Origin of the sequence: Aeromonas veronii bv. veronii (genome assembly GCF_000820225.1) — a bacterium.
Classification (GTDB): Bacteria; Pseudomonadota; Gammaproteobacteria; order Enterobacterales; family Aeromonadaceae; genus Aeromonas; species Aeromonas veronii.
Genome location: NZ_CDDK01000023.1, coordinates 46627 through 60113, shown reverse-complemented (window position 1 = coordinate 60113; position 13487 = coordinate 46627). Strand labels below are relative to the sequence as shown.

At 60.4% G+C, this 13487-nt stretch carries 11 protein-coding genes; 6 read left to right on the top strand and 5 right to left on the bottom strand.

Annotated elements, in window-relative coordinates:
* Window positions 1-347: 347 nt before the first annotated feature.
* Both rapA and rluA read left to right on the top strand, forming a co-directional pair.
* A complete protein-coding gene (rapA, locus tag BN1139_RS09775) occupies window positions 348-3215 on the top strand; it encodes an RNA polymerase-associated protein RapA (protein ID WP_005348765.1) in 2868 nt (955 codons plus the stop codon).
* 115 nt (window positions 3216-3330) lie between these two features.
* The gene (rluA, locus tag BN1139_RS09770) at window positions 3331-3987 is read left to right on the top strand and encodes a bifunctional tRNA pseudouridine(32) synthase/23S rRNA pseudouridine(746) synthase RluA (protein ID WP_005348764.1); all 657 of its coding nucleotides are present in this window, start codon (window positions 3331-3333) and stop codon (window positions 3985-3987) included.
* Between the two features lie 60 nt (window positions 3988-4047).
* On the opposite strand, the gene BN1139_RS09765 is transcribed toward rluA, so the two are convergent.
* From BN1139_RS09765 to treR, 5 genes are all read right to left on the bottom strand, one after another.
* On the bottom strand, window positions 4048-4236 hold the full coding sequence (locus BN1139_RS09765) for a hypothetical protein (protein WP_005348763.1): 189 nt from the start codon (window positions 4234-4236) through the stop codon (window positions 4048-4050).
* 246 nt (window positions 4237-4482) lie between these two features.
* Window positions 4483-5076 (bottom strand): sugar O-acetyltransferase, encoded by a 594-nt coding sequence (locus tag BN1139_RS09760; protein ID WP_005348761.1) that lies wholly within the window; start codon window positions 5074-5076, stop codon window positions 4483-4485.
* A gap of 3 nt (window positions 5077-5079) precedes the next feature.
* Complete coding sequence (gene treC / locus BN1139_RS09755) at window positions 5080-6741, bottom strand: alpha,alpha-phosphotrehalase (protein ID WP_005348759.1); 1662 nt, start codon at window positions 6739-6741, stop codon at window positions 5080-5082.
* Window positions 6742-6808: 67 nt separating this feature from the next.
* Complete coding sequence (gene treB / locus BN1139_RS09750) at window positions 6809-8239, bottom strand: PTS trehalose transporter subunit IIBC (protein WP_005348758.1); 1431 nt, start codon at window positions 8237-8239, stop codon at window positions 6809-6811.
* 192 nt (window positions 8240-8431) lie between these two features.
* Complete coding sequence (gene treR, locus BN1139_RS09745) at window positions 8432-9379, bottom strand: trehalose operon repressor TreR (RefSeq protein WP_005348757.1); 948 nt, start codon at window positions 9377-9379, stop codon at window positions 8432-8434.
* A gap of 137 nt (window positions 9380-9516) precedes the next feature.
* Between treR and BN1139_RS09740 the strand changes: the two genes are divergently transcribed.
* From BN1139_RS09740 to BN1139_RS09725, 4 genes are all read left to right on the top strand, one after another.
* Entirely contained in the window at window positions 9517-10467 is a 951-nt protein-coding gene (locus BN1139_RS09740) for an AEC family transporter (RefSeq protein WP_005357812.1), read from the top strand.
* Between the two features lie 62 nt (window positions 10468-10529).
* A complete protein-coding gene (locus tag BN1139_RS09735) occupies window positions 10530-10724 on the top strand; it encodes a heavy-metal-associated domain-containing protein (protein WP_005357810.1) in 195 nt (64 codons plus the stop codon).
* Window positions 10725-10854: 130 nt separating this feature from the next.
* The gene (gene ansB / locus BN1139_RS09730; RefSeq protein ID WP_005348754.1) at window positions 10855-11913 is read left to right on the top strand and encodes an L-asparaginase 2; all 1059 of its coding nucleotides are present in this window, start codon (window positions 10855-10857) and stop codon (window positions 11911-11913) included.
* A 263-nt stretch (window positions 11914-12176) separates the two neighbouring features.
* Window positions 12177-13469 carry a hemolysin family protein gene (locus BN1139_RS09725; protein WP_013724147.1) on the top strand — a complete coding sequence of 431 codons (1293 nt, stop codon included), beginning with the start codon at window positions 12177-12179 and terminating at the stop codon, window positions 13467-13469.
* The last annotated feature ends 18 nt before the right edge of the window (window positions 13470-13487 follow it).

The window sequence follows — 13487 nt, the reverse complement described above, 5'->3', positions numbered from 1 at the left end:
TATTTTCAAAGGCTTTTCGATGTTATCGATGAGGTTGTTTGCGTTGCCGCTTGCCCTGTCGATGGAGGCGCATTATAGGGATCTGGATCACGCTTGCAAGGGTCTTTTCGAATAAAATTCGCATTTTCGCTTCAACCGTTCACTAATCACCCAAAAAGCGCATTTATCCTGCAATAACACACCCATTTGGCGAGCTCGCTATCCTCTAGATGGCGTGGCGGTGGTAGCAGATCAAGGTTGTGGCGATTTGGTCTCTCTACATCTATATGCATGGTGATCGAGGTCACGCCTTCGGGTAACATAGCGCCCCTTTGCGATTCACACACTCTTGGGCTTTGGAGAGTTTAATGCCTTTTGCACTTGGCCAGCGTTGGATTAGTGATACAGAGACGGATCTGGGGTTGGGGACTGTCGTTGCTGTTGAAGGACGCATGGTTACCCTGTTGTTTCCGGCTACCGGTGAAAACCGCATGTATGCCAAAGAAGAGGCGCCGGTGACCCGGGTCAGCTTCAATGTGGGCGATCAGATCACCAGTCACGAAGACTGGGCCATGACGGTCGAAGAAGTGCAGGAGAAAGACGGCCTGCTTATATATGTAGGTGTGCGCACCGACAATAATGAGCCCGTTGCCCTCAAGGAAGTGTTTCTCAACAACTTTATCAAGTTCAACAAGCCGCAGGATCGCCTGTTCGCCGGTCAGATCGATCGGATGTCCCGCTTCACCCTGCGCTACGAGGCGCTGGTGAACCAGCACCAACGTCGTCGCAACCCGACTCGTGGTCTGGCCGGAGGCCGGGTCAGCCTGATCCCGCACCAGCTCTATATTGCCCATGAAGTGGGTCACCGCTACGCTCCGCGTGTATTGCTGGCTGACGAGGTGGGTCTGGGCAAGACCATCGAAGCGGGCATGATCATTCATCAGCAACTGCTCTCCGGCCGCGCCCATCGCGTACTCATTCTGCTGCCCGAAACCTTGCAGCACCAATGGCTGGTCGAAATGCTGCGCCGCTTCAACCTGCACTTCTCCCTGTTTGATGAGGAGCGCTGCATCGAGGCGTTTGCCGATGCGGAGAACCCCTTCGAGACCGAACAGCTGGTGATCTGCAGCCTCGACTTCCTGCGCAAGAAGCGTCGTCGCTTCGAGCAGGTGCTGGAGGCCGAGTGGGATCTGCTGGTTGTCGACGAAGCCCACCATCTGGAGTGGAGTGAAGAGGCGCCGAGCCGTGCCTACGAAATGGTGGAAGCGCTGGCCGAACAGGTGCCGGGCGTACTGCTGCTGACCGCTACCCCGGATCAGCTGGGCCACCAGAGCCACTTTGCCCGTCTGCGCCTGCTCGACCCGGAGCGTTTCTACGACTATGAGGCTTTCCTCGCCGAGGAGCAGGCCTATGGTCAGGTCGCGAGCGCCGCACAAGAGCTGCTGGATGGCGAGACCCTGAGCGATGAAGCCAGACAGATCCTCGCCAGCCAGCTGGAAGGGCTGGACTTGAGCGATGCGACTGCACGCCAGCAGGCGGTCGCCAAGCTGCTGGATCAGCATGGCACCGGCCGGGTACTGTTCCGCAACAGCCGCGCCAATATTCAGGGCTTCCCCGAGCGTCACCTCAACGTCTACCCCATGCCGCTGCCGGAGCAGTACAAGACTGCCATCAAGGTGATGGGCATGATGGGTGGCAACGGTGGCGATCTGCAGACCCGTGCCCTGCGCTACCTCTATCCCGAGAAGATCTTCCAGCAGTTCGAAGGCGACAACGCCACCTGGACCCAGTTCGACCCGCGCGTCGGATGGTTGCTGGAGCTGCTGCTCTCAGCCCGTCAGCAGAAGGTGCTGGTGATCTGCTCCGAAGCGGCAACCGCCATCGCGCTGGAAGAGGCGCTGCGCACTCGTGAAGGGATCCGTGGTGCCGTGTTCCACGAAGGGATGTCGATCCTCGAGCGGGACAAGGCCTCCGCCTATTTCGCTCAGCAAGAGGGTGGCGCCCAGGTGCTGCTCTGCTCCGAAATCGGCTCAGAGGGTCGCAACTTCCAGTTTGCCAGCCATCTGGTGCTGTTCGATCTGCCCCTCAACCCGGATCTGCTGGAGCAGCGTATCGGCCGACTGGATCGTATCGGTCAGCAGAATACCGTCGAGATCCACGTTCCCTATCTGGAAGGGACTGCCCAGCGCGCCCTGCAGCTCTGGTATCACGATGGTCTGGACGCGTTCGAGCAGACCTGCCCGACTGCCCGCCCGGTATTCGAAGCGGTACGTGACGAGCTGTTCGAGCTGCTGGCCGCCAACACCGGCGATCAGGCAGCCCTCGACGCCCTGCTGGTCAAGACCCGCGAACTGCACGAGCCGCTCAAGGCACGACTGGAGCAGGGCCGCGATCGCCTGCTGGAGATCCACTCCAGCGGTGGCGCCGCCGCCCAGCAGCTGGTCGACAAGCTGGCCGCCGAAGATGACGACACCGGCATGATCTCCTTCGCTCTCAAGATGTTCGACGAGATCGGCGTCAATCAGGACGACAGAGGTGAGAACGCGCTGGTGCTGACCCCCGGGGATCACATGCTGGTCTCCAGCTTCCCGGGCCTGCCGCAAGATGGCATGACCATCACCTTCGATCGCAACACAGCCCTGTCGCGGGATGACATGGCGCTGCTCTCCTGGGATCACCCCATGATGCGCGGCGGTATCGACCTGATCCTGGGCTCCGAGATCGGTGCCACCTCGGTCGCACTGCTCAAGAACAAGGCGCTGCCCATCGGCTCCATCCTGCTTGAGCTGATCTTCGTTGCCGAGTCTGCAGCCCATCCCCAGCTCTACCGCTTCATGCCGCCGACGCCGATCCGTCTGCTGATGGACAAGAACGGCCAGAATCTGGGGGAGAAAGTGGCGTTCGATGCCTTCAACCGTCAGCTGACTCCGGTCAATCGCCACCTCGGCAGCAAGCTCGTGACTGCATCCCAACCGGTGATCCACGGTCTGATTGGCAAGGGCCAGGCCATTGCCGAAGAGCTGAAAGCCGAGATTGTCGACAAGGCCCGCGCCCAGATGGCGCAGACCCTGCAGCAGGATCTGGATCGTCTGGAAGCGCTCAAGGCGGTCAACCCGAACGTGCGCGACAGCGAACTGGATTATCTGCGCAATCTGCAGGCAGAATTGCACCACCTGATCGATCAGACCCAACTCAAGCTGGATGCCATCCGCTTTATCGTGGTCACCCATAACTGACAAGGTACCGACCGACAGCGGCCAGACCCAGCTCAAACTGGATACCCAAGGCCGCTTTGTCGTGGTTACCCATAACTGATGGGGGCTTGCCCCCACCTTCTGATGCGAGACATTTATGTTTGAATACTCACCGCCTCTGGAACCCTGGCTCGATATCCTGTTCAAGGACAAGGACATCATGGTGGTCAACAAGCCCACTGGCCTGCTAAGCGTCCCCGGGCGCGGCCCCGAGAATGAAGACAGCGTCCTGCATCGGGTGAAACAGCAGCACCCCAAGGCGGCGGCAGCTCATCGCCTCGACATGTCCACCACTGGCGTCATTGTCATTCCCCTCAATCCCAACTCTCATCGGGAGCTGAGCCGACAATTTCGCGAGCGGGAGACCGAGAAGCACTACCTCGCCTGGGTGTGGGGTGAACCGGAGCTGGATGCGGGCGAAGTAGATCTGCCGCTCTGCGTCGACTGGCCCAACCGGCCGAAACAGAAAGTTGACCACGAAGAGGGGCGTCACGCCCTGACCCTGTGGCAGAAACTGAAGGTGGAGAACGGCAACAGCCTGATCAAGCTGACTCCCATCACAGGTCGCTCGCACCAGCTGCGCGTCCATATGCTGGAGCTGGGGCACCCGATCCTGGGTGACAACCTCTACGCCCATCCGGATGCGCTGGCAGCGGCGCCCCATCTCTACCTGCATGCGGCCATGCTGACCATCAGCCACCCCCGCAGCGGGGAACGTATGACCTTCGAGGCGCCGGCTCCTTTCCCGGTCTGATCCCGCAAATCGCAGAGATAAAAAAGCCCCCATCGTGAGATGGGGGCTTTTTCATTAGGGTCAGACGCGAATATCGATCTTGCTTCCCAAAGAAGCGCTGGCCGATGTCGGTGCAACCGGCGCTGATTGCGCTGCGGTTTGCAGCAATTTCAGTGCGGATTCGCCCTCTTGGGTCTGCTGTTTTTTGGCCAGACTGGCCGCCATCAACGCAGAACCGAACGACGCATTTGCAGAGCTGGATATGTCCATAGGTTACCTCCTGCATCAAAGAGTATCGGCCGCCCTCAGCCAGACATGAGCAATCAATGGACAATAATCAGAACCGGAGCCTGTTTTCATGTCGATCGGACGAACGCTGCGGAAGGGGTAAATCGCCCCTAAACCGCACCAGCTGGGCGCTGTGAGGGGTTATCAGCCATTCGATAAGCAAATGATGGAAGCTATATAATTTGAAAAATAAATGATAAAAAGCGCCACCAAGCCCCTCGAAAATGCCTATTCGAGGCCCGCAAGCTCCTCCGCCGTCATCGCCCGCAATACCCGACAGGGGTTGCCAACCGCCACCACATTGGCGGGCACATCTTTGGTCACCACCGAACCGGCGCCGATGACGCTGTTGTCACCGATAGTAACGCCGGGGCAGATGACGACGCAGCCGCCGATCCAGACGTTGTGACCGATCCGCACCGGCTTGCCGAACTCGACACCCTTGATACGTGGCGCCACCGCCACCGGGTGAGCGGCGGTGTAGATCTGCACCCCGGGCGCCAGCAGCACGTTGTCGCCGATGTGTACCTCGCAGACGTCGAGGATGGTGCAATTGACGTTGGCGTAGAAGTTCTCGCCGACAAAGATATTGGCGCCATAGTCGCAGAAGAACGGCGGGTTGATGGCGCACTCATGGCCGCGGCCACCGAGCAGCTCGTGAAGCAAAGCATCCCGCGCCGGTTTCTCCTGCCAGCAGGTGTTGAAGGTGTGATAGAGCCTGCGGCAGCGCTCACGTGCCGCTTTCAGCTCAGGATCGCCCGCATCATAGGGCTCCCCCGCCACCATCTTCTGCCACTCGGTACCGCACACCACCTTCTCCATTACCTACTCCATCAGCCAGATCAGGGATTCATAAGGGCGCAGCATACCCGATTGCGGTTGGGCCGGGCTATCGGGGTAGTTGCCGAGCAGCAGCCGACCTTGTCCGCTTTGCAGCTCGGCAGGCAAGGCAAACTCAGCCGGCTCGCCGTAGAAGTTGCTCACCACCAGCAGGGTCTGACCGTTGGCGCGACGGGCATAGGCCCAGATCTGCGGGTGCCCCGTCAGCAGATCCTGATAATCCCCCTGAGTGAAGATGGGGTAATCCTTACGCAGGCGAATCAAATCCCGATAGTGCCAGAACACCGAGTGCTGGTCAGCCAGCGCCGCCTCGGCATTGATCTCGGAATAGTTGGCGGCAGGCTTGAGCCAGGGCGTTCCTTGGGTGAAACCTGCATTGGCCGCAGCGCTCCACTGCATCGGGGTACGCGAGTTGTCACGGGACTTGGCACCCAGAATCGCGAGGATCTCGGCCTCGCTCATCCCTTCCGCCTGCTTGATGGCGAAGATGTTGCGGCTCTCTACATCCTGATAGTCATCGATGCGCTGATAACCGGGGTTGGTCATGCCGATCTCCTCCCCCTGATAGATGTAAGGGGTGCCTTGCAGACCGTGCAGCGTGCTGGCCAGCATCTTGGCGGCCACTACCCTATGCTCACCCTCGTCACCGAAACGGGAGACGATGCGCGGCTGATCGTGGTTGCACCAGAACAGCGCCGACCACCCCTTGCCGTGCATGCCGCTCTGCCAGTGGTTGAAGATGCGCTTGAGTTCGAGGAAATCGAACGGTGCTTTCGTCCACTTGTCGCCGTTGGGGTAATCCACCTTGAGGTGGTGGAAGTTGAACACCATGGAGAGCTCTGAGCCGTCCAGCGCGCCGTAGCGCTGGCAGTGCTCCAGCGAAGTAGAGGACATCTCCCCCACCGTCATGGCACCCACCGGGGCAAACACGTCGCGGCTCACATCCTGCAGGAATTCGTGGATACGCGGCCCGTCGGTGTAGAAGCGGCGGCCATCGCCAATCTCGTCGTTCGGGAACGCCTGATCCTTGGAGATAAGGTTGATGACATCGAGACGGAAACCATCCACCCCCTTGTTCGCCCAGAAGTGGATGATCTTTTTCACCTCAGCGCGCACTGCAGGATTTTCCCAGTTGAGATCCGCCTGCTCGCGGGCAAACAGGTGCAGGTAGTACTGACCGGTTGCTGAGTCCAGCTCCCAGGCGCTGCCGCCAAACTTGGATTGCCAGTTGTTGGGCACACATCCATCCACCGGATCGCGCCAGATGTAGTAGTCGCGGTAGGGGCTGTTTTTATCCCCCAGCGCCGACTTGAACCAGGCGTGCTCGGTGGAGGTGTGGTTGACCACGATATCCATCACGATGCGGATGTCGCGCGCGTGGGCGGCGGCCAGCAGCGCCTCGAAATCGGCCATAGTGCCGTAGGCGGGATCGATGGCAAGGTAGTCGGCGATGTCGTAACCGTTGTCCACCTGCGGCGAGACGTAGACCGGGGTCAGCCAGAGGGCATCGACCCCCAGCGTCTTGAGGTAATCGAGGCGGGCCATGATCCCCTTAAGATCACCGGTGCCACGGGCGCCGGAATCCTGAAAGCTCTTGGGATAGATCTGGTAAATCACGGCGCTCTGCCACCAGGGTGTTTGGCTCATGGCTCTTTCTCTTGTCACAAATTGAAAAGGGAGAGGGCGACCCGCAAGGTCGCCCTGACAATCAGATTCAGGCACTGGCTTGGGTCAACTTGCCAGCGGCTTGCTGGCGCTTGTAGACCAGCAGGGTCAGCACCACCGGCACCACGATGGCGACCAGCATGGCGATGGCAAACACCGCCCAGTATTGCGGCTGGATGGAGAGGATGCCGGGCAGGCCGCCTACCCCGATGCCGTTGGCCATCACCCCGGCGAAACCGCAGATGAGGGCGGCAAGGCTGGAACCCACCATGGCACACAGCATGGGGAACTTGTACTTGAGGTTGATACCGTACATGGCCGGCTCGGTCACCCCGAGGTAGGCGGAAATGGCGGCAGGCACGGAAATCTCCCGCTCGTTCTCCTTGCGGCTAATCAGAATGATGCCGACGACCGCAGACGCCTGGGCGATGTTGGAGAGGGCGATCAGCGGCCAAATCGGGGTGCCCCCCATGCTCTGCATCAGTTGCAGATCCACGGCGTTGGTGGTGTGGTGGATACCGGTGATGACCAGCGGTGCGTAGAGGAAACCGAACAGGGCTGCGCCGATGGGAGCAAAGGAGCCGGTCATGGCGGCCTTGGCAGCGAAACCAACGCCATCACCAATCCAGCGACCGAACGGGCCGATAAAGGCGTGAGCCACGATCACTGCCAGCAGCAGCGAGACAAACGGCACAATCACCAGATAGAGATAGGCCGGAATGATCCGCTTGAGGTTGGTCTCCACCCAGGCGAGGAACACACCCGCCAGCAGCGCCGGAATGACCTGGGCCTGATAACCCACCTTCTGGATCACGAACAGACCGAAGTCCCACACCTCGGGGGTCTGCTGACCAATGCCATAGGCGTTCATCAACTGCGGTGACACCAGCGTCACCCCCAGCACGATACCCAGGATCTCGGAGCCGCCCATCTTCTTCACCGCAGACCAGCAGACACCGACCGGCAGGAAGTGGAAGATCGCCTCGCCCAGCAGCCAGAGGAAGGCGTGTACCTGAGCCCAGAACTGGCTGATCTCGGTGAGGGTGTGAGTACCATCGTCGAACATCTTGATGTCGCCGATGACGTTGCGAAAGCCCAGGATCAGACCGCCGGTGATAATGGCGGGCAGCAGCGGCACGAAGATCTCCGCCAGATGGGAGATGCCCCGCTCCAGCGGGTTCATGTTCTGGCGCGCCGCCTGCTTGGCGGTCTCCTTGCTGCCGCCGCTGACGCCGAGCTGCTCGGTCAGCGCCTTGTACCACTGCTCTACCTCGTTGCCAATCACCACCTGGAACTGACCGCCCTGGGTGAAGCTTCCCTTCACCGCCGGGATGGTTTCGATGGCCTTGCTGTCGGCCTTGGCCGGATCGTTCAGGACGAAGCGCAACCGGGTCAGGCAGTGGCTGACGGTGGCGATGTTCTCCTTGCCGCCGATCTTGTCGATCAGGGTGGCAAGCTGCTGTGCGTTGATCTTGGACATGGGTCTTCCCTCTGTGACGCCATTGAATAGTGGTCTGTATCGCCCTTTTGAGCCAGTCTGTCGGCCGGAGCGTTTTTGGTATCGTTCCCATTTAGCATGCCGACAATCTGGCCAGATCGAAATGGGAACGTTCCCAATTCGTGGCCAACGTCACAAAAAGCACACTTTTCGTTCAGTCGGAAGTGATGGGGCTCACAGGGTTCGACAGGGGGCGATAGTCACCAGCGGAGGCTGATCCTGCTCAATCTGACCGAGCAGCTGACGTGCCGCCTGCTCCCCTGCCCCCTTGTAGCCCAGATCGAGACTGAGGGCGTTGGGGAAGAGGAAACTGAGCATGGGATTGTTGCCAAGTCCGGTCACCAGCACCTCGCTACGCCCTTGTTCTTGCAGGTATTTTGCCGCACCGATGGCGAGGGTGTCGCTGGCGCAGACCAGTGCCTGGGTGGAGGGGGTAAGCAGCTCGGCCGCCAGCCGGTAGCCGCTCTGCAGGCTGAGGTCACCGAGGGCGCTGCGCGGGTGCACCCCTTGCTCTGCGCAGTAAGCGAGATAGGCGTCGAGGCGGCGTTGGCCGGTGGTGAGATCCGAGGCATCCACCCCCAGATAGGCGATATCGCGGGCGCCACGGCTTGCCAGCTGCGCCAGCATGGTGCGCACCGCACCGGCGTCGTCGAAGCAGACCGAGGAGAAACCGGGATATTCACGAGCGACCAGCACCAGCTTCTCTTTCAGCGGCGCCATAGCGGCATAGTCCAAGTTATTGAAGGCGAACAGGATAATGCCATCCACCCCGCGCCGCTCCAGCACCGCCAGATGCTCCTGTACCTTGGCGGGGGAGAACTTGCTCTCCATCAGCACGGCATCGTAGCCACGCTGGTAGAGGGTCTCCAGCATGCCGCGCACCGCCTGGTTTTCCGAGCTGGAGTCGAGCCGCGAGACGATGATCCCCACCACCTGCTGGCTCTGGCTGCGCATGGCCCGCGCCGACTTGCTCGGCACGAAGCCATGCTCGGCGATGACCTGCTCCACCCGCTCGCGGGTCTCCTGCTTCACCTTGGGATCCTGATTGAGCACCCGGGAGACGGTCGACTTGCCGACGCCACTCAGTCTGGCGATATCGAGGATGGTCAGTTTCTTGTCCATGAATTGGCTCACAGGAGGCTAGGCGGTGGAATTGCCCACATTGTTGTGATTAACCCCTGTGAATACAAGCCCATGGCGTTAGAATGCCCTTTTTGCCCCGCCGTCAGGGTGTGTGGGCACAGCACAGGATGCCCATCATGGATCTGCTGGCCAGTCTGCTCTTCTCCCTCTCCATCACAGGCCCCATCTGCGTGGTGCTGCTGCTCGGCATCTTGCTCAAGCGGTTGGGGCTGCTGCCGGATCCCTTTACCGAATCCGCCTCGCGACTGGTGTTTCAGGTCACCCTGCCCGCTCTGCTCTTTCTCAGTATTCTGGGTACCAACTTCGCCACCATGCCGAGCCTCTGGTTTATCGGCTATGGCCTGCTCGCCACCGTTATCAGCTATCTGGTTCTGGAGCTGCTGGCCGGGCGTTTTATCGAGGAGCAGCGGCTGCGCGGCATCTTCGTGCAGGGGAGCTTTCGCGGCAACAGCGCCATTATCGGGCTCGCCTATGTGCAGAACGCCTACGGCCACGAGGGGTTGGGGGCGGCGGCCTTCTATGTCGGTGCGGTGACCGTGCTCTACAACATTCTCGCGGTGATCACCCTCACCCGCAGTCTCGGCGGCGCCACCGGTATCCGCCCCATTCTGCTCGGCATCATCAAGAATCCGCTGATCATCGCCATTGTGGCGGCGCTGCCCTTTACCCTGCTCGGTATCAAGATGCCGCAACTGCTGCTCACCACCGGCAGCTACTTCGCCAACATGACGTTGCCGCTGGCGCTGCTCTGCACCGGTGCCTCTCTCAGCCTCGATGCTCTGCGCGGTGGTGCAGCCATTGCGGGCTGGGCCAGCATCATGCGGCTCTGTCTCATTCCGGCTGCGTTCACTCTTGGGGCTGCCCTGCTCGGCTTCAGCCATCTGGAGCTGGGTATTCTGTTTCTCATCAGCGCTACCCCGACTGCCGCCGCCAGCTATGTGATGACCCGCGCCATGGGGGGCGACAGCGTGCTGGCCGCAAACATCATCGCTACCACCACCCTCGGCTCACTGCTCACCACTAGTCTGGGAGCAACTCTGATGAACTATCTGGGTCTTATGTACTGACGGCTTGACCTTGCCGGAGGCGGCAGCTTTAGGCTGGCGCTCATCAACAAAGGAGATATCCCATGACCATCGAACTCACAGTGTCCGGCATGTCCTGTGGTGGCTGCGCCGCCAGTCTGCAAAAAGCGCTGCTGGCCCAGCCTGCGGTCACCACCGCAACCGTCGATTTCGCCAGCAGCAAGGCCGTCATTGAGAGCGAGCTGAGCAAGGCCGAGCTGATCGCCCTGATCGAAGCCAAGGGTTTCTCTGCGAGTTAAATTATCTCCATAGAGGTATAAAACAGGTTAAAAATCTGTACTCACCTGTCTTTTGGTGAGTTTTATCACAGACCCGGGTTATTAAACGGGCAAACTTGCTGCGATTATTCCAACCACAAGGATTTGCAGCATGACCCTACCGATCCGCAAGACCCTGCTCGCCGCCGTCGTCGGCCTGACCCTCTCCCCCATGGCAATGGCCCTGCCCAACGTCCATATTCTGGCAACCGGCGGCACCATTGCCGGAGCTGGCCAGTCCGCTACCCAGTCCAACTACGAGGCTGGCAAGGTGGCCATCGAAACCCTGATCGCCGCCGTGCCCGAGATGAAGAACGTGGCCGATGTGCAGGGTGAGCAGGTGGTGAAGATCGGCTCCCAGGACATGAACGACGAGGTGTGGCTCAAGCTGGCCAAACGGGTCAACGAGCTGCTGGCCAAGGATGACGTGGATGGCATCGTCATCACCCACGGCACCGACACCATGGAAGAGACCGCCTACTTCCTCAATCTGACCGTCAAGAGCGACAAGCCGGTGGTACTGGTCGGCGCCATGCGCCCCTCCACCGCCATGAGTGCCGATGGCCCGCTCAACCTCTACAACGCCGTGGTGACCGCCTCCGACCCCGCCTCCAAGGGCCGTGGCGTCATGGTGGCGATGAACGACACAGTGCTGGATGCCCGCGACGTCACCAAGACCAACACCACCGGGGTGCAGACCTTCGCTTCCCCCAACTTTGGCCCGCTGGGTTACATCCACAACGGCAAGATCGACTATCAGCGCAGCCCGGCCCGTCTGCACACCAGCAAGACGCCGTTTGACGTGAGCAAGCTCGACAAGCTGCCGCAAGTGGGCATCGTCTACAGCTACGCCAACGCCACCGACTTGCCGGCCAAAGCGATGGTGGATGCCAAGTTCGACGGCATCGTCAGCGCCGGGGTGGGTAACGGCAACCTCTACCACACCCTGTTCGATACCCTGGCCAAGGCGAGCAAAGACGGCATCCGGGTAGTGCGCTCCGCCCGCGTGCCGACCGGCGCCACCACCCTGGATGCCGAGATCGATGATGCCAAGTACGGCTTCGTGGCCTCCGGCACTCTCAACCCGCAGAAGGCGCGGGTGCTGCTGATGCTCTCCCTGACCCAGAGCAAGGACCCGGCCCAGATCCAGCGCTGGTTCCAGCAGTTCTGATAACGGTTGTCTGACAAGTGACAAGCAAGGGCGGGACTTCCCGCCCTTTTCCATCCTGCATGCAATGCCACTTCGCCAAGCACCCGCCTCACCCATTACGTAGTTTGGCGAGGTCATCCTTCCCTTTTCCGGCCATCTTTTTCGGTCACCGCAGAGCGCTGTCATCAAATTAGCGAGCCGGATCACCCGCTTTCACAAGCGCATCGCCGCCAAATTCATTACACTGCCAGCGATCTTATCCACTCAAGGAGTGCTGTTGCTGTATGGAAATATTGATCCTGCTGGGATTGATTTTGCTTAATGGCGTCTTCGCCATGTCAGAAATCGCCATCGTCACCGCACGCAAGGCTCGCCTCGGCAAGCTTGCTTCTGAAGGCAACCGCTCCGCCGCCATTGCCCTCAAACTGGGCGAAGACTCGACCCATTTTCTCTCTGCCGTCCAGATCGGCATTACCAGCATAGGTCTGCTCAACGGTATCTACGGGGAATCCCTGCTGGCCCAGCCCTTCTCCCTCTGGTTGCAGGAGTGGGGACTCCCGGCCAAAAGCAGCAGCCTGATCGCCACAATCATAGTGGTGGTGGTGGTTACTTACCTCTCCATCGTGGTAGGGGAGCTGGTGCCCAAGCGCCTCGGCCAGCTCAATGCCGAGCGTATCGCCTGTCTGGTGGCCCGCCCCATGCACTGGCTCGCCACCCTGACCCGCCCCTTCGTCTGGCTGCTGTCGGCCTCCACCAATGCCAGCCTGCGGCTGCTGCGGGTCAACCAGAACGGCAGCGCCAACGTCACCGAGGAGGAGATCCACGCCATGCTGGTGGAAGGATCGGAAGCCGGGGTGATCGAGGATCATGAACACACCATGCTGCGCAACGTCTTCCGTCTCGACGAGCGCAGCCTCTCCTCCCTGATGGTGCCGCGCAGCGATATCCGCTATCTGGATCTGGCGCTGCCGCTGGAGACCAACCTGCAGCGACTGGTGGAGTATCGCCACAGCTATTTTCCGGTCTGCGACGGCAACCTGTCAGAATTGGTGGGTATCATCAATGTCAGCAAGGTGCTGCACGCCTATATCAAGGGGGAGCCCATCGATCTGGCTGCCCTGACCCAGGAGGGCAGCCTGCTGCCCGAGACCCTCAACGGCGTCGAGCTGCTCAACCACTTCCGCACCCACAGCGAACAGATGGCGCTGGTGGTGGACGAATATGGCGAGTTGCAGGGACTGGTCACCCAGCAGGATCTGCTGGAGGCGCTGGCGGGGGATTTCCAGCAGGAGGATGGCGAGGACAACTGGGCATTCCGGCGCGCCGACGGCAGCTGGCTGCTCGATGGCCTGATCCCGCTGCCGGAGTTGAAGGACTGTCTGGAGTTGGTTCGTCTGCCAGAAGAAGAAAAACATCACTATCACACCCTCGGAGGGCTTATCATGCTGCTCCTTGGTCGTGTTCCACAAACCGGAGACCTGGTGACACTGGAACAGTGGCAACTGGAAATTGTTGACATGGATGGCCTGCGCATCGACAAGGTGCTCGCCATGCCCTTGACCGATCAACCCAGCTAACCTGCGGAGTTTGCAAGT